Below are 19,795 nucleotides of genomic sequence, written 5' to 3'. Positions count from 1 at the left end.
TGCTCCGGTGAAGCCGAACCTCGTGATCACCGCTAACCGTTCTGATGTGATCAAGATCGTTTGACAAACGGTCAAGATCATTTGACACAGGACAGCTGCCAAGCACCCTTGACCGGCCCCAGGACGTCCTCAGCCAGCGACAAGGGGCCGGCGCGCTCCGGGCTCGTTCGCGTCCGGCCGCTTTCGGGAAACCGCCCCCGGGACGGTGGGCGCTCTGGCATGCTCACCCGAACGCAGCAAGGTCCTTGGTCACCAGGGCATCACACAGAGTTAGACAAGACCCGGGGGTGGGCAGTGCAAATCAGCGCGACGGTGGTCCTCGCAATCGTGATCATCGCCCGCCTACGACGGACCACCCACGCCCGCAGCCGCGCCGACGAGGCGTTCACCGTCTTCACCGCCGTCGTCTTCGGCGTCCTGATCGCCGCCACCTCCTGGGGCCACGCCATCCTCCAGCTCGTCGGCATCGCCGTCGACGCCACCCACTGACCACGCCACCCGGCACCGACACCCCGGAAGGATCCCGACGTGCACCGGACCGGAGCAGCACGTGGCTAGCCGCAGGCCGCCGGCACGGCGGCGCCGAGGACGCCGGCCCGCCCGCCGCGACGACGCCACCTGGCTCGCCTACTCCCTGCTGGCGATCGCAGCGGTCAGCACCGCGGCCGCCGTCCTGCGCTGGCTGGCCGCGAACTGGTGGATCCCCACCGGCCTCGCCCTGGCGGCCGGCTGCGGCGCCGCGGTCGTCCTGCGAAACCGCGCCCTGGCAGCCCGCGAACACCGGCTGCGCGCCGCCCAGCTGCGCCTGGCGCTCAGCGGCCCGGGCGGGATCGACCACATGACGCCGGACGGCTTCGAGTACGCGGTACGCGACCTGCTGCAGCGCGACGGCTGCCGCGCCCGCAAGGTCGGACGGGCCAACGACCAGAGCGTGGACGTCCTCGCCGAGGATCCGGCCGGGCGGCGCTGGGCCGTGCAGTGCAAGCACAAACAGGATCCCGTCGGCGGCAAGCCGGTGGGCGTCGGCGTCCTGTACGCCCTCGCCGGCACCTACCAGCGCGCCCACAACGCCCACCTCGCCGCCGTCGTCACCAACGGCCGCTTCTCCCGCGACGCCCACCGCTGGGGCGCCGAACAAGGACTCCTCCTCGTCGACCGGACCGCCCTCGCCCGCTGGGCCGCCGGCGGCCAGCCCCTGTGGAACGTCCTGCCCCACGTCCCCGCACCCCGCGGCGGCCAGCAGAACTGACCGGTCAGGCGCTCGCGCGAGGCGCGTGTCCGGCAGTCCGGGTGCGCGCCCCGCTATACCGCGATCACCGTCTGGGTGCCGCCGACGAGGGCACGGCGCTTCTCCGGCAGCAGCTTCAACGCGTGGGTGGGACCGACCACGAGGTCGACGACGGCGATGCCGTAGTGCACCGAGAGCCGATCGAGGTCGGTCACCGCCCAGCCGTGCCGACCGCCCAGTTTCCGGCTGACCTGCGCCTGGCTGAGCCCGAGCCCGAGCGCCAGGTCGGCCTGCGACTCGCCCGTGGCACGGAGCAGCGCGGCCACCGTGGCCCGCAGCAGATCCTCCGTCGACGTGCCCATATACGCCAGGTGACGGGCCTCCCGACGGCGGCCCCGCTGTAGGCCCGTCAGGCCCCGACCGGGTGGCGGCCGCCGGCCGCGGGCGGGCACGGCTCGGCCGGCCCGTCGACGGCGAGGTAGGCGTCGGCGAGCTCGGCCAGGTCCCGCGCGAGCTCGTCCGCCGCGGCCCGGTCCACACCCTGACCGGGCCGGCCGTCCCGGACGGCCGCGGCGGTGCGCGTCGCCCGGTCGGTGCGGGCCCGGCGCTCGGCGATGGCAAGGTTGATGACGGTGGGCGTGCGGCGGATCTCGGCGAACGCCCGGTGGTAGCCGACGCATCCGTCGTCGCGGGTGCGGATCGAGGAGTCGCTCTTCGGCCGTGTCTTCTGGGCCGTCGACCTGGACGACCAGCCGGTCACCGGCTACCTGACCGAGGTCTCCAGCTTCTTTCGTCTGTCGTTGCCATCGTGCGGCTCCTTGGGTGGATCGCTAAATCGTCTCCTCAGGGGCGATCGCGGCCCCGCCCGGCCTCCAGCCGCAGGCGGGGCCGCTAGGCGCCCTGAGGGGCGCTCAGGGCGCTCCTCGCGCCTGTCAGAGCCCGAGGTCCGACGCCAGGCTGGAGCCGGGCGTCCATTCCGGGCCCGCAGCAGTTCCATCGACTTCGCCGGTCCAGCCGAGGTCGGCGGCGCGTTCGGGGCTGATCGTGGCGATGCTGCTGGCGCCAGTCTGGTGAATGACGCTGGTGGGCTGGTAGCCGTTGTCGTTGTCGACGTCGCGCATCATGTCGACCAGCCGGCTGAAGTGGAACTGGTGGGAGACAGTGCAGGTCGCAGTGGGTCCGTTGCGGTGTTTGCCGACGATGATGTCGGTTTCGCCGGCGCGCGGCGTCTCCTTGTCGTAGTAGTCCTCGCGGTGCAGCAGCAGGATGGCGTCGGCGTCCTGCTCGATGGCGCCGGAGTCGCGCAGGTCGGAGGGGACGGGACGCTTGTCCTGGCGCTTCTCGTTCTCCCGGTTGAGCTGGGCCAGCGCGATGACGGTGAGCTGGTCCTCCTTGGCGAGGAGCTTGAGCTCGCGGCTGATGTCGGTCATCTCCGCGTAACGGTTCTCGGCGCGACGGCTGGTGCGGTCGGCACCGAGGAGGCCGATGTAGTCGATGATGACCAGCGGGGCTTGGCCGGTCTGCTTGGCCAGGCTCCGTGCCCGGGAGCGGATGCGGCCGGGGGTGGTGCGGCCGCCGAAGTCGGTCCACAGCGGCAGGGACTTGAGGGCTCCGACATGGTGGCCGATGCGAGTCCAGTCGTCGTCGGTGATGGCGCTCTTGCCACGGTTGAGATGGTTGAAGGCGACGCGGGACTTGGCGGCGAGGACGCGCTTGGTGACCTCGGCGCGGCCCATCTCCAACGAGCAGAACAGCACGGGGCGGCCGGTGGCGGCAGTGGCGGTGGCCACGCCCAGGGCGAAGGCGCTCTTGCCCATGGCGGGCCTCGCGGCGACGACGATGATCTCCCCGGGCCGCCAGTTCATCAGCGTGTCGACGTCGGTGAAGCCGCTGATCGCGAAAGGCTCGGTGTCCTCCTCCTCCAGGGCGGCCAGCTCGTCGGGCAGGTAGTCGCCGAAGCGGCCGAAGTCGTCGTCGCGGACCTCGGCGCCGAGCAGCTGCTCGACTTCGGCGAGGTGCGCGGTGATGGCGTCCTCGGGCTGCTCGGGGTCGGCGGAGTCGGCGCGATTGATCCCGCGTTCGGCAATCTGCCGCAGAGCCTCCAGACGGACGAGGCCTCGAAGGTGCGCGGCGTAGTAGGCCGCAGAGGCTGCCGGATGCGCGATGGTGGCCAGACGGTGGAGGTATCCGGGGCCGCCGGCCTTGGCAAGGTTGCCCGAGCGGTCGAGTTCCTGGGCGACGGCCTGGGGGCTGGTGGGCAGTTTGCGGCCGTGCAGGTTGATCACCGCGTCCCAGATCAGCTGGTGGGCGCCGCGGACCCACGGGGACTCGCCGCGCAGTTCGTCGGCGACATCGGTCACCACGTCGTAGGACTGGGTGGCCATCAGCAGGGCGCCGAGGATCGGTTCCTCGGCGGCCAGGCGCCGGGCGTCGCGGGCGCTCTGGCGGTCGTCGCCGAACTCGTCCTCGTCCGGTCCCGGCTCGTACTGGTCGTTGTTGCTGGTCTTGGGCATGATCAGGGTGATCCCGTTCTCGTCATGGTTGGCGGGGTCGACAGCTGGCCCGGTGTGTCCGCACCGGGCCAGCGCCGTGTTCTTCGGTCCTCAGGCCGTCGGCTCGTGCCTGCACGCCACGGCCACGTCCACTAGCTCGCCGCCGGGGCCGACCTTCTCGCCCCAGATCTGGCCGGGCCGCAGCCCGACGCTGGCGGCGTCGGCACAGCGCGCACAGGTAGCCACAGGCGCTGGGCCAGCGTCGGGCTGGCCAGGCAGACGCACCAAACCCGGCCGGTAGCGCGGCAGGTCACGGATCCGGGCGGGCAGCACGTTGGACCAGCGCCGTACCTCGCTCTTCGGGTCGTCGGTCAGCCAGGCCAGCAGCTCCGGCCCCGGTGTCCAGCCCTGCTCGGTCGCCCGGCCCAGCAACTGCGCCGCCAGGCGGCGGGCGGTGTCCGGGCCCACGCCCGGCACCTGCTGCAGGAAGTTCTCGGCCACGCCCAGCGCCGGATCGACCGGCTGCTGCTTGTGTCCGAACCTGCCCTTCGACTGCCGTGGCTGCTGCGCGGCCTGTTGCGCGGCACGGCTCTGGAGGAGGTTGGTGGTGGTGGTAGTACCTACCACCACCGGGGGTGTGGGGGGAGCGGACCGCATGTCGGTGACGCCCACACGCGGTGCGACCTGCGGGTTTACCCCCCGCATGCGGTCGTCGCCGTCTGACGCCGTCGCCCGCATGCGGGCATCGCCGACATGCGGTGCGACCTGCGGGTTTGTCTTCTCGCCGTCCAACGGTGCCACCCGCATGCGGTCGTTGCCGTCATGCGGTACGACCTGCGGGTTTACCATTTCATTACTTGTTTGGGCGGGCAGCATCACCGGATCGGCGGCAGCGGGCTCCACGAACGGTGTGACCTGCGGTTTTGCCGATTCCGGGCCGCCGTGCTGCTGGACCGGGAAGAACTCGTAGCTGACACTGCCGAACTGCCCGCCGGCGGCGTGGTCCTGCTGCTTGCGGATGTACTTCGCCCCGGTCAGCCGGCGCAGCGACGCGGTCACGGTGCGCTTCGAGATCAGCTGGTGGTTGCCGCCGCGCCAGCCCAGGAGCTGGAGCTCGGCCGTCAGCGAGTCCGCGGTGAACTGGGCACCGTGCGGCTTGAAGCGCAGGTGGATGTACACCAGGATGTCGATCTGGTCCAGGCCGTGCTGGTAGAAGGTCTCCGCCCGGATGTTGACGTCCGGTACGACGGCCGCGATCGAGAACCGCTTCTCACTCACCTCGCCACCGCCGATCCGGCGGTGGGCACCAGGAGCAGCCTGGCCTGGACGGCCGGATGGTGGTCGGGATGGCTCTGGACATGGGCGTAGTACGGCATGCCCATAGAGGTCGCACGGGTGATCTGTGGACAGCGTTCGCCCGGTTTGGGCGGGGACTGGCGGATGGCGCGGGCCGGGACGACACGGCGGTGCGGAGGAGCGGGGTGGCGCAAGGGTGCCCTCTTCCCGCTGTTGCCAGTCCATCGGCACCAGGCGATCACCCGGCCGTGCGAGGAGACAGGTGTCTCTCGCCGGGAGCCGGGTACGACTGGTACCGTCGGACCGACAACAGCTAAATGGTTAGGTCAACGAGAGCGGCCCAGAATCTTGGCGGATTTGGTGGGGCCGCTTTCGTGTGTTCAAGAACTGCGGCGCTCGTTTCCGGGCACCGGTCGGAGCCTAGCCCTGAAGGGGCCGGGCCCTCTCGCCCAGGCGATGCCGGGCGTGTCCGTCGGATTTAGGTTCCGGCGGGAAGCCTGTGGACAGAGGTCGCCGTCATGCGGCGGCTGTCTTGATTTTGAGCTCTTCTCGAAGGTCGTCGAGCGTCTGGCCATTCGGCGTGTGCCACAGTGTCCACCCGTTGATCAGGTTCCCCGTCACTGCGCCAGCCGCCTTGGACGGCGACGGGAAGGGCAGTGGGTGTCCGTCGACAATGAGTTGGCCCTCAGGCGTGACGACGGCTCGCCCCGCGCGATTGGCCCGCGGCTGGCGGAAGGTCAGCACGGTGCCGGCGGCGAGCAGGCCTGCCTTCATGAGTTCGGCGAGGGGGCCCTTGGGGGTCACGGCTGTGACCTGAGCCGGCGCCGAATCGCCCCCGAGGCTCAGAGTCACGTGAACTGTATCTCCCGCCGCGGCTTGGGCCAGGTGGGCCAGGATCTCCGGTTCGAAGTGGATGCTCAGCGTCGGCACGAGCGAGTACCCCCAAAGTAGTGATGATCAAGAAGGCCAAGCTAGCACAAGATTACCCAAGGTTTCGAGCGACTTAGCAGAACTTCTTGATTGGCTGCGGCTGGCATCACTGCTCAATGGCCAGTAGCGCCAGAGCTTGCTCGACGGTCAACGTCGTAGCATTCTTCGCCGAGTTCCAGCGCCTGAGCGTGTCCGCCACGGCCCGCAGGACTTCGTCGGGCAGGCCAGCACCGTGCAGCGCGGCTGCTGCCTCGTCCATCTCCGGTGCCCACCGCCAGGCGCGGGCTGCGACCTTGGCGATGTAGTCCGTCTCGGTCAGGTAGCTCCCGGAGCGGCCGCTTGCGACCGCGAGTAGTTCCTCGCCGACGCCATGGTGCTGCGCCAAGCCGAAGGAGAGCGCAGCGAGTACTCTGCTCGTCTTCTGGTAGGTGCTGTAGGCCAACTTCAGCGCGCTCGCCTGCCCGATCTCTTCGCCCAGGACCGGAGTTGCCACCGCCGTATTGGCAAACAGCCTCTCCACCACTGCGGCCTCCTGCGGTGGGCCCGACAGGAACAGGCGCGCTCGCTTGGAGCCGATTGGCGGCGAGCCGATCACGGCGCCGTCGACCACGGCCCGTGCCGAGTCGGCAAGCAGCTCTGCGATGCGCCGTGCCCGCTCCGGGCCAATGGCATTCGCTTCTACATACAGGCCGCCGAACCCGTGGCCTGCCACCTCTGCCGCGAGATCCTCAGCCGCGGCCGGCGGGCACAAACTCAGCACCACCTCGGCCCGCCCCAGCAACTCGGACAGCCCGGTCACCGGCTCCAGGCCAAACTGCTCGGCCCGCGTCGCGGTGGCCCCGCTGCGCCCCGCTGGGCACCACAGCACCCGCGCTCCGGCGGACACCGCGCACGCTGCGACCGCCGCGCCCATGCTGCCCGGGTGCAGGATTCCGACCACGACCTGGTTACCCGTCATCGAGCACCGCCAAGGATGTGGTTCAGGGCTTCCAGGACGTCGCGCGCGATAAAGTCTGGCGCCGGGCCGCCCGGCCAAGGCCGGCCGTGGGAGATCCAGGCGGTGCGCAGCCCTGCCTCGCGGCCGCCGGTCACGTCCAGCGCGGCGTTGTCCCCGACCATCCAGCCACCCTGAGCGAGGTTGCGCGCTACGCTCGCAGCTGCCTTCTCGAAGATCAGCAGATCCGGCTTGCGAGAGCCGGTTTCCTCGGAGATGCACACCGCGTCGACGTGGTCGGCGATGCCGCTCGATTTCAGCTTGGCGCGCTGGATCCGGGCGCCTCCGTTGGTGACGACGATGAGTCGTCGTCCGCTACTTCGGACCGCTGCCAGTGCATCCAGTACACCGGGGTAGGGCCGCACCGTCGCAGGGAGCTCGGCGTTGTAACGGTCCCAGAGCTGATCAGGCGACTCGGGTAGTTGCAGTTCGGCGTGCAAGTCCTCGAACGTCTGCAGGTCCGCGCGGACTCGCATGGCACCGAGCATCCGGTGCTCGGTCTCCGGTGTCAGGCCGTGAGCGGCGCAGTACCCGGAGATCCAGGAAGTCACCGCGGTGAGGCGGTCGACCAGAGTGTCGTCGAAGTCCAACATCACCAACTGCTGCTCGCCTTCGGCGAGCGCCTGGCGGATCTGCTCGGCGGCCTGCTCGGGTGGGGTGGCGTCGGTGCGGACCACCAGGTCGAACCTGAAGCTCGGATTCGCCTCCAGGTCCTCCTTCGTGGCATTCCAAGCGGCCACGCGCGCGGGGGTGTCCGCGTCGCCGCGGTCCGCTGATCGGCTGGCGGTGGCTTCCTTGGGGCACCAGAGCAGCACGGTGAGCCAGTCCGCGGGGTAACCGTCCAGTACCGCCCGCACCCCGTCGATCTGCCCCAGATGCATCACCGGCACCCCGGACTCGAAGGCGGAGTCGAGCCCCGGCCGGTCCGTCACGTAGGTGCTGTCGTATCTCGCGTTCTCGTAGACCACGGCGCCCGGTGTGGTGCGCAGCTGGGCCAGCAGTTCGGGGGTTCCCATCCGATAGCCGGCGGACCGGCCAGGTCCGACCTTCACCCGGGAGAACAGAGCGAACGCGGGGTCGAGTGAGGACAAGGCGCGCGTGACGGTGTCCTTTCCGGAGGCCGGCGGCCCGTAGAGGATCACTCCGCGGGGGCTCATGAGCGTACCGCCCCGAGCGCCAGTCGAGCCCGGTCTGCCATCGCCACTGCGGCGCCGTGCCTGTTGTCCACCACCATGTGGTCGACCACCGGCCGGAGCTCCACGTTCAGACTCGCGGAGTACTCCGCCCAGTTGTCCAACTTCCAGGTGTCGCGAGCGGCCGAGCGGTAGCTGATGTAGTCCTTCATCGAGTCGACGTCGCACTGTACCCACACCGGTGCCACCGTTACTCCGCGAGCCTCGCAGCGGCTCTTAAGACGCCTCATCCAGCCCTCGTCGCTGAACTCGGCGATGAGGGGCGCCGTGACGATCGACGAGATCCCGCAGTCGATGTTGGCGTTGACGGCAGCCAGCAGCGACTCGTACTCCAGCGGCCGGACCTTCGAGCGGTAGGTCTCGGTGTGCCGGTCGTTGCGGTCCGAGCCGAGAGCGACCAGGAGCGATTCCACCAGCGGGCGGCACATCGGGTCCTTGTCCAAGAGCGGCCACCCGCTGATCTCGGAGAGGAAGCGGGAGAGCTCGGTCTTCCCCGATCCCGCGTAGCCGCCGACCAGAACCAACGTGGGCTTGTGCGGGTCTCCACCGGTGTGGCGGCGTCGCCAGGCATCCATGATCCGCTGTGAGATACCGAAGTGATCGGCGCCGTCGGTACCGGGCGCGATCTGGAGAAGAGCGCGCTCAATGGCGAGGACGTGAGCCCCCGTGTGCTGGTCGTTCGAGGGCGTCAGGCCGAGCTTGCTCGGCTCTTCGCCAGGCAGGGGGCTGCGGAACCCCAGCTCCCAGTCCGTGGAGGCGTACAGCAGGCAGTACGCCCGACGGTAGGGCGGCCCCGGGTAGACCTCGCCTTGCTCGTGTTGCCACAAGGTCTGTGGATTCGCGGCCGGCACGTCCTTCAGTCCTGCGGTTCTTGCAACGGTGCGTAGCCGGTCACCGGCCTGCTCAAGTGTCAGGCCGTGCGCCTCACGTTGCTCGCGCAGTCGCTCCGGCCGCCACCCGATGTGGTCCCGCCCCATGTCCCCGCCTGCCCTCATTGTCGCCATGAGCGGAGCCTAGGTGCGCACCGCCGAAACCCGTGTGTACGTAGATGTGAAGACCAGTGACTCTGTCAGTTCATGAACTTGGCTAACTGGCTGTGATGTTGCTCTGAGTCTCCAGCCGCTGTGATGGACGTCAACAGCAGCGGGTAGGAGGGGTCGAACATGAGCAGGTTGGAGGGCGACTTTCCCGGCAGTGCGTTACCGCTGGGGATCGGCCGCCCGGCGGTACGACAGCTCCCACAGATGCACGGGCATCGTGTGCAAGGCCACCAGAACGGCGGCTCCGTCCTCGGTGCGTGTGATGTTGACCAGTTCGAACACCCGGTGGTCCTCCGTCAGGTCGAGCTTCTCGGCCTCGTCGGGGGAAGGCGTTCGGACGTTGATGATCTCTTCGACGCTGGTCTGCCGGTATCCGGCTTCCGCGAGTCGGGGAAGCATGCCTCCAGCGCCGGTGTCCTCGGTCTCCAGTCCGGCGGCCTGGGCGACGGTCACGGGGATGTAGCTGTCGACCAGCAGCACCGGTGTGGCGTCGGCGTACACGTGAAGGGCGTGTACAACGGCCGACTCGCTGCCGGCCGGGACACCGAGAATGTCGGCGACCGTGGCCGGCGGAGCCGCCCGCGAGACGCGGACACGCGACTCCGGTGCCATGCCGAGTGCCTGGATCGCGGCGTTGAAGGAGCCCTCGGAGTCTCGGCGGAACTTGGCGACGATGCGGGTTACCGTTGCGCCCCGCTGGTTGGGGGCCTTGCTCACGAAGCCTTCCGCAGTGAGCAACACGATCGCCTTGCCGACGATGTTCCGATTCGTGCCGAAGTCCTCGGCCAGGCGCACATCAGGCGGAAGCGTGGAGCCCGGGGCGTAGGTCCCGGATCGGATGGCAGCACGGATCTGGTCGGCCACGACCCTGAAGGTCGGACGGTCCGGGCGGTCGCGGTCGCTCATGCGTTGCATCTTATCCAGCGTGCAACTCGCCCGCCATGAAGTGCGATGCACTTTTCTTGAAGTGCATCGCATTGGCTTGACAGTGCATCGCACTTGGGATGTACTCATGGTGTGCCAACGGGCGGAGCGTCAAGCCCCGGCAAGAAGGCGCAGATTCGTACGACCGCTGTGTCCACACAGACGCGGCCCCAGCGCGTGGCTAGACGCGCCGGAGCCGCTTCGAAGCCCAGCTCTCCGAAGGAGCCGTGATTCGCGTGTTCAGCATGCCCGAAACCCCCCGCATCCTGTGCATCGCCCCCACCGAGGGGCAGGTCATCGCCCTCGTCGCCCCCGTCAACCTGGCGGGCGGCGACGAGTACTGCACCGGCCTCCAGGACCAGTACGAGGACCAGGTCATCGCCCTCGTGATCCGGGACCTGACGTCCGCCGACCCGGCCGCCAGCGTCGGCGCGGTGAACACGGTCGTCGCCGAGGTCTGGAGGCAGGCCGCCGGGCACGTCGAGAAGGCTGCCACGACCTGGACCCACATCAGCTGGTTCGTGCAGAACGCCGTCACCGAGTTCATCAACGGCCTGCGGCCGCAGATGGCGGGGTGCTGATCATGGCGCAGACGGACGAGCAGGCGCGGGTGGTCGCCCAGCGCGCCGAGGCGCTGCACACCGCGATCCACGCGGCGCGGACGCCGGACCAGATCCGCGAAGTCTGCCAGGCCGCGGCCGCCGACTACACCGCCCAGCACGGCCGGTCGACCGGACAGGGGGCGTCCCAGTGAGCACCACCGACAGCGCCGCCGAGCTGGAGCGGCAGGTCCAGGAGCAGGTCGGCCGGCTGGAGTCGAAGCACGCCGCCGACCGTGACGACGCGGCCACCGCCGCCGGACAGCAGACGGGAGGGCAGGAGTGATGGGCCTCCTCTCCCGGCTGGGCCTCGGCTCCAGCACCCCGGCTTCCAAGGCCTCCGCCACGACGACGACCCGCACCAGCGGCATGTCGACCACCGGCTGGCACGCCCCGTACGACGAGGCGACCGCCCGGCGCCACCACCAGATCGCGCAGGTGAAGACCTTCGAGCCGGGCGACGGCGATGGCGATCACATCGTCCGCAACTTCGGCCGCCCGTACCGCCAGGACGGGGGCGCGCAGTGACCATCAGCCACCTCTGCCGCAGCTACGCCGGCGGCGGCACGCCGGCCCCCACCCCGCCGAAGCCCGCCACCCCGAAGGGAGGCGGCCGGTGACCGCCGAGGACGCGCAGCGCCAGCAGCAGGACGAGCAGCTCAGGCGGGCCCGCGAGGCTCACGCCAGGGCGAAGGCCGCGAAGGCCGGCGGTTCCGGCTCCGGCAAGTAGCCCCCTCCCTCTCCCCCTCTCTCTATACGGCAGTCTCCCGCCGCCTGCCTCTCGGAACTGTCCTGGCATGCCCATGCCGGGACGGGGCCGGGAGTGGTGCGGCGGGCCCCGCCAGGGCCCACCACCAGCAACGCCCCCCAGCCCCACCGATCCAGGAGGCACCCGCATGTCCCGCACCCTCACCGGCCGCCGCCCGGCCGCCGTCCCGACCAGCGGCGCCGCCGTTCTCGCCCGGCACATCGTCCGCGCCACCGCCACGACCGCCCCGCAGGCCTGGGCCAGCCCGGCGCAGCGGTTCGCCACCGAGGTCGCGGCGCTGACCGGTACCGACGCCGGGATGTGGCTGAAGGGTGAGCTCGACGGCAGCGAGACCCGCCGCCGCCTGCTGGCCCAGAGCGCCGACGCGATCATGCGCACCGACGCCTCGATCGAGGTGGTCCTCCCGGCCGAGGCCGGCAACGACTTCGCCGAGCTGGAGGCGGAGATCGCCAACGAGGCCGCCGCCGACGCCGCCCTCGAGGCCGCGACCACCGCCCGGACCCGAGTCACCGCGAAGGCCGCCCGACGCGAGCTGGCCCGCGAGCACGCCCTCAAGCACTACACCGAGCAGGAGCTCGCCGCGTTCGGCGACGACCCGCTGGACGCCTGGGGCAAGGACGTCCGGGACGTGGTCGAGGCGTGGTCGCCGTTCCGCGCCGACCGCTCCGACCGGGACCCGCGCGGCTGCTACGTCATCCACTGCAAGGACGGGGTCCGCCGCTACCCCGACGGCAGCCTCGCGGACTAGCCCGCCGGCACCGGCCCCGCTGCCAGCCTCATCCGTCGCCCGACCGGGCTCCTGTCCCACCAGCTCCCGCCCGGAGCCGCCCTGACCGCACGGCCGCCGAGCGGCGCCCGCACTGGCGAGGGAGCCCCGGGACCACCCAGGCCCCCGCCACCGAAAGAAGGAGGCCGTCATGGCCAAGTTCCCGATGACGCCCGCCGAGTACGACGCCTGGCAGGCCGACCTCGCCGCCATGGACGCCGCGTACGAAGAAGCCGACCAGGCCGAGTACGAGGCCTACATGGACGAGAGCGTCGACTGACCGGTACCGCCCCCCGTTGCCCGCCCCGGCGGCACGGCGTCCGGGCGGGCAACACCCCACTCTCCCGCACCCCGGGCCAGCAGGCCGGCCCGGTGGCGCCCCGCCGCACCACCACCCAGTCCCGCATGGAGGTCGTCATGGACCCGGACCAGATCTTCCTCTGGTTCTTCGCCAGCAGCGCCGTCACCAGCCTCCTGGTGCTGGTCGCCGAGGCCGCCACCGCTTTCTTCGCCCCGACCGAGAGGAAGGACACCGATGGCTGACCAGCCGATCGAGCCGACGGTCGTCGAGCTCTCCGGCGAGCGCGCCGACAGCGCCCCGCCCGCCGGCACCCCGGACGCGTTTCTGCCGCCGCCCCGGCGCAGCGCCCCGCCCTCGCCGGCCGGTCCCCCGGTCGCGCCGCCTCCGCCGCCGGCCGGGCCGCCCGCTGTTCCTCCGCCGCCTCCGCCGTCCGGGCCGCCGCCCGGTGCGGCGGGTCTGCCGGAGCCGGGTGAGTGGTGGCACAGGCCCGGGGGCGGGGGCGGGGGCGGGGGTGGGGTGGCGACGGCTCCGGCTCCCGCGTACGCGGCGGCGCCGCCCGTCACCTACGTGCACAACCACTACTACCCGGCCGCCCCGGCGCCGACTGCCCCGGCCCCGCCGCGGTTCGCGATCTCGCGGATCCGCCCGGTCGCCACCGGCCTCGCCCTGGCTGTCGGGGTGATCGTGGCCAGGTCCCTCTGGAACCCGACACTGCACGTCTTCGGCGACGAGCCGGGCGTCCTGCTGGCCGGGCTGACCGGAGCGCTCCTGCTGGAGTACCGCTTCCTCGGCCAGCGGGTGTGGCCAGTTCGGGTCCTCACCTTCTCCCTGGTCTCCTCGCTGGCGCTGACCCCCGCCGGGCTGCACCTGGTCGGCTACCTCACCACGGGGGTCTGAAGCCGGTGACTACCGCTCAGCTTTCCCTCGGCGGCCTCGCCCTCGCCGCCGCGATCCTCGTCCTCACCGCCGCCCGCTGGTGGCGCCACGACCGACAGATGCCCGGCGCCGCCGCCCTGACCGGCGGCCTCCTCGTCGGCCTCCTCGGCGCCCTGTGCTCCGGCGGCCTGCTCGGCCTCGCCGCCCGCCGCCTGACCACCGACGCCACCAACCCGCTCGGCAACAAGCTCTCCGGCACCGGCTCCGGCCAGCTCCTCCCCCAGGCCCACGCCGCCGGGATGAGCGCCGGCGGCGGCGTCGCCACCACCCTGCTCGCGATCACGGTCGTGCTCGCCTGGCGCTGCTGCGACTACCAGCTGCGCCGCCAGCTCACCGCCGGGATCGTCTCCGGGTCCGCGCTCGGCCTCGCGGGAGGGGTCTCCGGCCTGGCCGCCGCCACCCTCATCCCCGCCACCAACGCCCTGGGCGACCGGATCCTGGCCGCCCTCTACTGACCGTCAGGAGACCACCCGCCGCATGGACCACCTCTACCGCCTGCCCGCGATCAACGCCCCCGGCGACCAGGTCCTGGCCGCCGTCCATCCCTGACCTGGAGGTCACCCCGTGCTGAACATCCCCACCACCGCCCTGACCGCCGGCGGCCTGACCGTCGGCGTCGGCATTCCCGTCCATTTCGCCTCCGGCTGGATCAAGGCGAACTTCAGGGCCAAGAAGAAGGACTGGAAGACCCTCATCCCCTTCGCCGGGGGCATCGCCTACGGCGGCCTCGCGAGCATGTGCACCGGCGGCCTGATCGGCTTCGGCGCCGGGGCCATCACCTGGCTCGGCAACGGCGCCGGCAGCCTCGCCCTGTGGGGGCTGGCCGGCGGCAACTCGACCAGGGCCGTCCGCGCGACCCCGGTCGAGCTGTCCGCCGAGGGCAACATCGTCCTCGTCCTGGTCACCCTCGCGATCTTCGGCGTCTGGAAGGCAATCAAGTCCGAGGAGAAGAAGCTCGCCAAGCGCGGCATCCTCGCCGGCGTCCTTCTCGGCCTGTCCGCCGTCCTCGGCGGCGCCGTCGCCGTGAGCGTCATCCCCGCCGTCAACAACCTCGGCGCGCAGATGCTCGGCGCCATCGGCTGACCAGCGCCGCGTCTCCGGACGCCACCGGTCGCCCGCACCCACCCGGCCCGGCCGCCCCGCGCGGCCGGCCCCGGGGCCGAGTGCGGACGGCCGCAACCGCCCGGCCCCCGGCCAACCCCTTGCCCACACCGCGCCCAGGAGGCAGCACCATGACCACCTACCCGCCCGCGCGGCTCGTCGTCGACGCCGAGTTCGTCGACGACGAGCCGATCACCACCGAGACTCCCGGCACCGCCACCCGGGACGGCGCCGTCCGGCCCGGCCTGCCCGCCCGGATCGCCACCTTCCTCAGCGCCGCCGCCGCCCGCGAGGCCGCCGCCGTCCGCGAGGGCGCCCGCGTGCTGCGCGCCGAGCGCGGCGCCTGGTTCAACTCCGACCTGGTCACCGACGCCCACGTCCGTGCCGACCTCCTCAACACCCGGTTCGCCGAGTGGAAGCAGGAGCAGGCCCGCGAGGTGCAGGCCCTGACCGAGAAGGCCGAGGCGCTGGAGAAGGCCGGCGACGAGCGGCACGCCGAAGGCAGCGGCGGCGACGCCGACCTGGGCGAGCACAAGCGGTCGGGCAAGGACGTGGAGCGGCTGCGCTCCGAGGCCGCGGCCTGGCGCGAGCGCATCCGGCAGGTCGAGCAGCAGCCCTACACCGGGCACCGCGAGCCCGCCCAGGCCGAGCTGGCCACCCACCGCCACCGGATGGCCAACCGCCGTCGGTGGAAGTTCATCGCGGCCGGAGTCGTCGCCGGGTGGGGCATCCTCCAGACCGGCAGCCCGATACTCCTCGCCTCGATGGCCACCGGCCTCGCCGCCCTCGCCTGGGGCAAAGGCCGCTTCACCGGCTGGCGCGCCGCACCGCCGCAGATCCCCGCCCTCGACTACAAGGCCTCCACCGCCCCGGCCGGCGCGAACACCACCGCCGGTACACCCAGCCCCGCCGGACCCACCACCGCCGCGCCCAGCTTCACCAAGCCCACCGCCACACCCACCGCCACGCCCGGCTTCACCGCCAGCTGGACCCCCGCCCCCCACCACTTCAACACCCCGACCGGCCCCACCGCCTCGCAGGAAGGCCCGCTGGAGTGCGAGGAGACGGACCAGCTCACCGAAGCGATGCTCTCGGCCGGGGCGATCACCGAGGGCCCGCTGCGCCTGGCAAGGCCCGACTCGATCACTCGCCTGCCGGGCGGGTGGATGGCACACGTCGTCCTCCCCAAGGGCGACGGAATGACGGTGGAGACCGTCCTGCCCAAGCTCGGCCGGATCGCCGGGGAGATGGGCCTGGACCGGGCCCGCTGCTTCATGGACCCGGTGCACGCCTCCGCCGGCGGCAACGCCAAGACCATCGCGGTCGCGGCCTTCGCCGAGGACCCGTTCACCGAGCCGCGGACCTCCCCGCTGGTCGACGTCGAGTCCGTCGACGTCTGGGAGCACGGCATCCCGGTGGCGTTCGACGCCTTCGGCGACCTGGTCAACCTGATCCTCAAGGACACCAGCCTCGCCATCGGCGGCGCCTCCCGCTCCGGCAAGGGCGCCGCGCTGCGCGCCATCATCGCCGGCGCGCTGCTGGACCTGCGGGTCAACCTGCGCCTGGTCGACGGCAAGGCCCCCGGCCAGGACCGCTGGCGCGACCTCGCCGCCAGCTTCGTCGACGAGCCCGGCGGCAAGGGCGCCAAGCGCACCCGCATCCTGCTGGAGGCCCTGGTCGCCGACATGGCGCGCCGGGCGGCGATCGTCAAGGCCCACGGCATGGAGCAGATCGACGACCCCGCGCTGATCGCCGAGCTCGGCGGCCTGGAGCTGGTGGTCGTCGACGAGGCCGCGGCCGTCACCGGCGACAAGAAGCACGGCCCGGCGATCCGGACCGCGCTGGCCGCGCTCGCGGCCCGGGGCCTGGCCTTCGGCATCATCCTGGTGATCGCCACCCAGGTCGTGACGAAGGGCGCCGACGGCGTCCTGCCCCGAGAGGCCACCGGCAACATCACCTGGAAGTGGTGCATGCGGGTGACCGAGACCACCGAGTCCAACATGGCTCTGTCCCAGAGCGCGGCGAAGTCGGGCTGGGACGCCTCACTGCTGGACCCCGCGATCCGCGGCATGGGCATCCTGCTCGCCGACCGCTACCGCCGCATCCGCTCGCTGTGGATCGACGGCGCGGACATGATCCGGATGATCGCCACGATCACCCGCATCCGCACCGCGGCCGGCCGACTGCGCGGCCAGTGGGCCGACCCGATCGAAGCCGCGATGCGCAGCAAGGGCTGCGGCACCCCGCCACCCGGACACGCTCCGTCACCGGCACCGGCCCCTCCGGCCGACCCGGACGACGAGTTCGGCGACGGCCTGGACGACGAGTACGACCCCGACGCCGACGGCTGGGAGGAGGACGCGTACCTCGGCGACGCCGAGTTCGACGACACGGACGAGGCCGAGTTCGCCGCCGACGGCGTGCCCGTCCTGCTCCTGCGCGCCCACGCCGAGCTGTATCGGGCCGGCGGCCGGATGCACGTCGGACCGCTCGCCCAGACCCTCGGATACGAGGACTCCCGGCAGCTCGGCATCGACCTCAACCGGTACCTCAAGGAAGCCGGCGTCGAGCGTCCGGCGCAAGGCCAGCTCCGCGTCCCCGGCACCGAGAAGCCCGGCCTCGGCTACTACGCCGAGACCCTGGAGACCGCCATCGAGCGGTACCGAGGGTAGCCACCCGCACCCCGTACAACCCCTACGTGGCATCCCAGACAGGCCGTCTGGGATGCCGCACCTGTAGGGGTCGCTGACCTGCACGTATGGGGTGTCTGGGGTCCAGGAGACCCCCCGAAAACACGCCTGGAAGGTCCCAGACAGCCACCCGCAGGGCACCCACCCCCAACAACCCCGACACCCCATACACCTCACGCACCGTCACCCCAGTGCAGAAGGAGAACCGCCCGATGACCCCGGCCCGCACCACCACCCCGCGCCGCTCACGCGCCGCCAAGAAGATCACCGCCAAGACCACCGCCGCCGTCCCCGAGCCCCGCCCGCAGACTCCCGCCGGCACCCCGGCGAAGACCCCTGCCGAGGTCCCCGCGACCTTCTCGCCCCGCCCGGCCGCCGACCCGGTCCTGGCCGACGCCGCAGACCGGGCGGCCGACGTCCTGGCCCTCGCCGAGGACCAGGCGCTCGCCGTCCTGGAACGCGCCACCGAGACCGCCAGCCGCGAACTGGCCACCGCCGGACAGTGGGCGGCCGAGGCCGAGCAGCTGCGCGCGGACGCCGCCGCCGAAGCCAAGACGGTCACGCAGCGTGCCGAGCAGACGGTCCGGCAGATCCTCGACCTGGCCAACGACCAGGCCGACCTGATCCTCCAGTACGCCCGGGAGCAGCGCGAGGAAGCCGACGCCGACGCCCACGCGGCGGCCGACCGGCTGCTGGAGGACGCCACCGCACGGGCGGCCGGGCTGCTGGCCGACGCCGAGAAGAGCGCCGCCGACGTCCGCACCGAGGCCGCCGAGCAGACGCGGCGGATCGTTGCCGACAGCGAGCAGCGGGCCCAGGCCCTTGCGGTCCTGGCCGCCGAGGAGGCCGAGGAGCGGGCCGCGAAGGTGCTCGGGGAGGCCGGCCGGGCGGCCGAGGTCACCATGGTCCGGGCCGATACCGCCCTCACCGCCGCCCGGGACCAGGCCGCCCTCGCCCGCGAGGAACTGGAGGCCGCCCGCACCCGCAGCGCGGCCGACCGGGCGCAGGGAGAGCATGAGCTGACCGGCGCCCGGGAGCTCGCCGCCACCGTGCAGCGCGACGCCGCCTCGGCGGCGGACCGCACCCTCACCGAGGCCACCACCGAGGCCGAGGCGATCCGCACCCGCGCCGCCGCCACCGCCCGCGACATCCTCACCACCGCCGAGACGCAGGCCCAGGAGCTGCGCACCGACGCCGAGGAGCGGGCCGCCCGCCTCACCGAGGCCGCCCTCGCCGACGCCGACACCGCCCGGGAGGAGGCCGCCACCGCAGCCGACCAGCTGCGAGCCGACGCCGAGGCCGAGGCAGCGGAGCTCCGAGAGGAGGCCGGACGCCAGGCCGCCGAGCAGCGCCGACGCGGCCAGGCCGACGCCCAGGAGCTCCAGGCCGAGGCACAGCAGCAGATCGAGCAGGCCCGGCAGTCGATCGGCGAGCAGCTGCGCCAGGCCAGCTCCGCCCGGGGCAAGGCGGAAGCGGATGGCCAGCGCCTGCTGCTGGCGGCCCGCCGCGACGCCGACCAGGTCACCGCACAGGCCCTGGCCGAGCTGGCCGAGACGGAGCAGCAGGTCGGCGAGCTGCGCGCTGAGCAGGAGCAGCTGGAGCAGCGCCGCGCGCAGAAGCGGCAGCGCTGGCTGGGCCGGACGCTGCGCCGGGCTGCGGACAACCGAGTCAGGTTGGTGCCGTTCCTGCTGACCCGCACCGTGCTTGGGGCCGGCCTGGCGTACACCTCCTACAAGGAACACGCCCTGGCGGTCACCGCCGGGATGGACTCCACCCTGGCGTGGCTGCTCGCCGTCTGCGTGGACGGGTGGGTGGTCGCGGCGACCCGCAGCAAGCTCAAGGTGGAGACGCGGATCGCGCTCGGGGTGATGATGCTGTGCCAGATCGCGGCGATCCTGACCGACCTGCGCGTTATCGGCGTGGAGATGGACGCTCACGGACAGTGGCGGGTGCTGTGGTGGCTGGCGGTTCCGCTCGCCACGGTCGTACCGATCGCCATCTGGCGCGTGCACGAGATCATCGACCACGCGAAGGGCGCTCACGGCGAGCACGGCGTGAGCGCTCCGCCCGTCGGACCGCTCACCGGCACCGATAGTGGCGCTCACGAGGACCAGGGTCCGCGCCCGCCGCACGGCGGGCAGCCCCTGCCCACCGCTCACGGCGAACTGCTCCCCGCTCAGAGCGTGTACCTGGATCGCTCATCTGAGCGCGAGATCGCCGCAGGTGGCGGGACCAGCAGCGCTCACCGCGCACTCACGAGCGCTCACCAGCAGGCCGCTGACGCTCAGCAGCCGATGGCCCTGTCCGGTGCCGCGCTCACGTACGCCCGCCGGGCGACCGTCCGTCAGCTCTACACCGCTCTCGGCCGCCGCCCGCTCGTCTCCGACATCTACGCCGCGCTCATCGCCAAGGACCTGCTGCGCGGCGACGAGAAGAGCACGCGCTCGACCTGCCAGCGCGTGCGCACCGACGTGGAGGACGCGGAGCCCGCACTCAAGCCCGCCGTTCGCTCTGCGTAGCCGAGCGCTCAGCACGC

General features: G+C 71.9%; 23 protein-coding genes. 14 read left to right on the top strand and 9 right to left on the bottom strand.

The window, feature by feature from the left end; translation table 11 throughout:
- Positions 1–312 precede the first annotated feature (312 nt).
- Entirely contained in the window at positions 313–489 is a 177-nt protein-coding gene (locus ACIQVZ_RS38340) for a hypothetical protein (RefSeq protein WP_402456691.1), read from the top strand.
- 61 nt (positions 490–550) lie between these two features.
- Positions 551–1,249, top strand: a complete 699-nt coding sequence (locus ACIQVZ_RS38335; protein WP_402456690.1) for a restriction endonuclease — start codon at positions 551–553, stop codon at positions 1,247–1,249.
- A 53-nt stretch (positions 1,250–1,302) separates the two neighbouring features.
- Here ACIQVZ_RS38335 and ACIQVZ_RS38330 read toward each other — a convergent pair whose 3' ends face one another.
- The 9 genes from ACIQVZ_RS38330 to ACIQVZ_RS38290 form a co-directional block, all read right to left on the bottom strand.
- Complete coding sequence (locus ACIQVZ_RS38330) at positions 1,303–1,590, bottom strand: acyltransferase (RefSeq protein WP_402456688.1); 288 nt, start codon at positions 1,588–1,590, stop codon at positions 1,303–1,305.
- 47 nt (positions 1,591–1,637) lie between these two features.
- Positions 1,638–1,988: a hypothetical protein gene (locus ACIQVZ_RS38325; protein WP_402456686.1), complete on the bottom strand. Its 351-nt coding sequence runs from the start codon at positions 1,986–1,988 to the stop codon at positions 1,638–1,640.
- A 172-nt stretch (positions 1,989–2,160) separates the two neighbouring features.
- Entirely contained in the window at positions 2,161–3,741 is a 1,581-nt protein-coding gene (locus ACIQVZ_RS38320) for a replicative DNA helicase (RefSeq protein WP_402456684.1), read from the bottom strand.
- Positions 3,742–3,831: 90 nt separating this feature from the next.
- Positions 3,832–4,998, bottom strand: coding sequence for a hypothetical protein (locus ACIQVZ_RS38315; protein ID WP_402456682.1), 1,167 nt, complete (start codon positions 4,996–4,998; stop codon positions 3,832–3,834).
- Positions 4,999–5,532: 534 nt separating this feature from the next.
- Positions 5,533–5,946 carry a DUF4357 domain-containing protein gene (locus tag ACIQVZ_RS38310; RefSeq protein ID WP_402456681.1) on the bottom strand — a complete coding sequence of 138 codons (414 nt, stop codon included), beginning with the start codon at positions 5,944–5,946 and terminating at the stop codon, positions 5,533–5,535.
- A 106-nt stretch (positions 5,947–6,052) separates the two neighbouring features.
- On the bottom strand, positions 6,053–6,904 hold the full coding sequence (locus ACIQVZ_RS38305) for a DUF1932 domain-containing protein (RefSeq protein ID WP_402456679.1): 852 nt from the start codon (positions 6,902–6,904) through the stop codon (positions 6,053–6,055).
- Positions 6,901–8,082, bottom strand: a complete 1,182-nt coding sequence (locus ACIQVZ_RS38300) for an HAD-IA family hydrolase (protein ID WP_402456677.1) — start codon at positions 8,080–8,082, stop codon at positions 6,901–6,903. The genes ACIQVZ_RS38305 and ACIQVZ_RS38300 overlap by 4 nt, the downstream gene beginning before the upstream one ends.
- Positions 8,083–8,093: 11 nt before the next feature.
- A complete protein-coding gene (locus tag ACIQVZ_RS38295) occupies positions 8,094–9,110 on the bottom strand; it encodes an AAA family ATPase (protein WP_402456676.1) in 1,017 nt (338 codons plus the stop codon).
- A gap of 222 nt (positions 9,111–9,332) precedes the next feature.
- Positions 9,333–10,079 carry a GntR family transcriptional regulator gene (locus tag ACIQVZ_RS38290; RefSeq protein ID WP_402456675.1) on the bottom strand — a complete coding sequence of 249 codons (747 nt, stop codon included), beginning with the start codon at positions 10,077–10,079 and terminating at the stop codon, positions 9,333–9,335.
- A gap of 263 nt (positions 10,080–10,342) precedes the next feature.
- Here ACIQVZ_RS38290 and ACIQVZ_RS38285 point away from each other — a divergent pair, with 263 nt between their 5' ends.
- The 12 genes from ACIQVZ_RS38285 to ACIQVZ_RS38230 all read left to right on the top strand — a co-directional run bounded on the left by ACIQVZ_RS38285 (position 10,343) and on the right by ACIQVZ_RS38230 (position 19,778).
- Positions 10,343–10,678 (top strand): hypothetical protein, encoded by a 336-nt coding sequence (locus ACIQVZ_RS38285; protein WP_402456673.1) that lies wholly within the window; start codon positions 10,343–10,345, stop codon positions 10,676–10,678.
- A 2-nt stretch (positions 10,679–10,680) separates the two neighbouring features.
- A complete protein-coding gene (locus ACIQVZ_RS38280; RefSeq protein WP_402456671.1) occupies positions 10,681–10,851 on the top strand; it encodes a hypothetical protein in 171 nt (56 codons plus the stop codon).
- A complete protein-coding gene (locus tag ACIQVZ_RS38275; RefSeq protein WP_402456669.1) occupies positions 10,848–10,982 on the top strand; it encodes a hypothetical protein in 135 nt (44 codons plus the stop codon). The genes ACIQVZ_RS38280 and ACIQVZ_RS38275 overlap by 4 nt, the downstream gene beginning before the upstream one ends.
- Entirely contained in the window at positions 10,982–11,224 is a 243-nt protein-coding gene (locus tag ACIQVZ_RS38270; protein ID WP_402456667.1) for a hypothetical protein, read from the top strand. Before ACIQVZ_RS38275 ends, ACIQVZ_RS38270 begins: the two co-directional genes overlap by 1 nt.
- Positions 11,225–11,592: 368 nt before the next feature.
- A complete protein-coding gene (locus tag ACIQVZ_RS38265) occupies positions 11,593–12,213 on the top strand; it encodes a hypothetical protein (RefSeq protein WP_402456666.1) in 621 nt (206 codons plus the stop codon).
- A 169-nt stretch (positions 12,214–12,382) separates the two neighbouring features.
- Complete coding sequence (locus ACIQVZ_RS38260; RefSeq protein WP_402456664.1) at positions 12,383–12,511, top strand: hypothetical protein; 129 nt, start codon at positions 12,383–12,385, stop codon at positions 12,509–12,511.
- A 137-nt stretch (positions 12,512–12,648) separates the two neighbouring features.
- Positions 12,649–12,774, top strand: a complete 126-nt coding sequence (locus tag ACIQVZ_RS38255) for a hypothetical protein (RefSeq protein WP_402456662.1) — start codon at positions 12,649–12,651, stop codon at positions 12,772–12,774.
- Positions 12,767–13,429: a hypothetical protein gene (locus ACIQVZ_RS38250; protein ID WP_402456661.1), complete on the top strand. Its 663-nt coding sequence runs from the start codon at positions 12,767–12,769 to the stop codon at positions 13,427–13,429. The genes ACIQVZ_RS38255 and ACIQVZ_RS38250 overlap by 8 nt, the downstream gene beginning before the upstream one ends.
- Positions 13,430–13,434: 5 nt before the next feature.
- Entirely contained in the window at positions 13,435–13,923 is a 489-nt protein-coding gene (locus ACIQVZ_RS38245; protein ID WP_402456659.1) for a hypothetical protein, read from the top strand.
- A gap of 109 nt (positions 13,924–14,032) precedes the next feature.
- Entirely contained in the window at positions 14,033–14,551 is a 519-nt protein-coding gene (locus ACIQVZ_RS38240; protein ID WP_402456658.1) for a hypothetical protein, read from the top strand.
- A 149-nt stretch (positions 14,552–14,700) separates the two neighbouring features.
- Positions 14,701–17,241: an FtsK/SpoIIIE domain-containing protein gene (locus tag ACIQVZ_RS38235; RefSeq protein ID WP_402456656.1), complete on the top strand. Its 2,541-nt coding sequence runs from the start codon at positions 14,701–14,703 to the stop codon at positions 17,239–17,241.
- 230 nt (positions 17,242–17,471) lie between these two features.
- On the top strand, positions 17,472–19,778 hold the full coding sequence (locus ACIQVZ_RS38230) for a hypothetical protein (RefSeq protein WP_402456654.1): 2,307 nt from the start codon (positions 17,472–17,474) through the stop codon (positions 19,776–19,778).
- Positions 19,779–19,795: the final 17 nt, after the last annotated feature.

Origin of the sequence: Kitasatospora sp. NPDC098663 (assembly GCF_044760075.1) — a bacterium.
Classification (GTDB): Bacteria; Actinomycetota; Actinomycetes; order Streptomycetales; family Streptomycetaceae; genus Kitasatospora.
Note: the sequence above shows the minus strand (reverse complement) of the source record. Positions and strands in the feature narration are given on the sequence as shown.

Excerpts from the sequence above, each read along its gene's own strand:
- ACIQVZ_RS38330 (WP_402456688.1), bottom strand. The coding sequence starts at position 1,590 with ATGGGCACGTCGACGGAGGATCTGCTGCGGGCCACGGTGGCCGCGCTG.
- ACIQVZ_RS38320 (WP_402456684.1), bottom strand. The coding sequence starts at position 3,741 with ATGCCCAAGACCAGCAACAACGACCAGTACGAGCCGGGACCGGACGAG.
- ACIQVZ_RS38305 (WP_402456679.1), bottom strand. The coding sequence starts at position 6,904 with ATGACGGGTAACCAGGTCGTGGTCGGAATCCTGCACCCGGGCAGCATG.
- ACIQVZ_RS38295 (WP_402456676.1), bottom strand. The coding sequence starts at position 9,110 with ATGGGGCGGGACCACATCGGGTGGCGGCCGGAGCGACTGCGCGAGCAA.
- ACIQVZ_RS38290 (WP_402456675.1), bottom strand. The coding sequence starts at position 10,079 with ATGAGCGACCGCGACCGCCCGGACCGTCCGACCTTCAGGGTCGTGGCC.
- ACIQVZ_RS38285 (WP_402456673.1), top strand. The coding sequence starts at position 10,343 with ATGCCCGAAACCCCCCGCATCCTGTGCATCGCCCCCACCGAGGGGCAG.
- ACIQVZ_RS38280 (WP_402456671.1), top strand. The coding sequence starts at position 10,681 with ATGGCGCAGACGGACGAGCAGGCGCGGGTGGTCGCCCAGCGCGCCGAG.
- ACIQVZ_RS38270 (WP_402456667.1), top strand. The coding sequence starts at position 10,982 with ATGGGCCTCCTCTCCCGGCTGGGCCTCGGCTCCAGCACCCCGGCTTCC.
- ACIQVZ_RS38265 (WP_402456666.1), top strand. The coding sequence starts at position 11,593 with ATGTCCCGCACCCTCACCGGCCGCCGCCCGGCCGCCGTCCCGACCAGC.
- ACIQVZ_RS38260 (WP_402456664.1), top strand. The coding sequence starts at position 12,383 with ATGGCCAAGTTCCCGATGACGCCCGCCGAGTACGACGCCTGGCAGGCC.
- ACIQVZ_RS38255 (WP_402456662.1), top strand. The coding sequence starts at position 12,649 with ATGGACCCGGACCAGATCTTCCTCTGGTTCTTCGCCAGCAGCGCCGTC.
- ACIQVZ_RS38250 (WP_402456661.1), top strand. The coding sequence starts at position 12,767 with ATGGCTGACCAGCCGATCGAGCCGACGGTCGTCGAGCTCTCCGGCGAG.
- ACIQVZ_RS38235 (WP_402456656.1), top strand. The coding sequence starts at position 14,701 with ATGACCACCTACCCGCCCGCGCGGCTCGTCGTCGACGCCGAGTTCGTC.
- ACIQVZ_RS38230 (WP_402456654.1), top strand. The coding sequence starts at position 17,472 with ATGACCCCGGCCCGCACCACCACCCCGCGCCGCTCACGCGCCGCCAAG.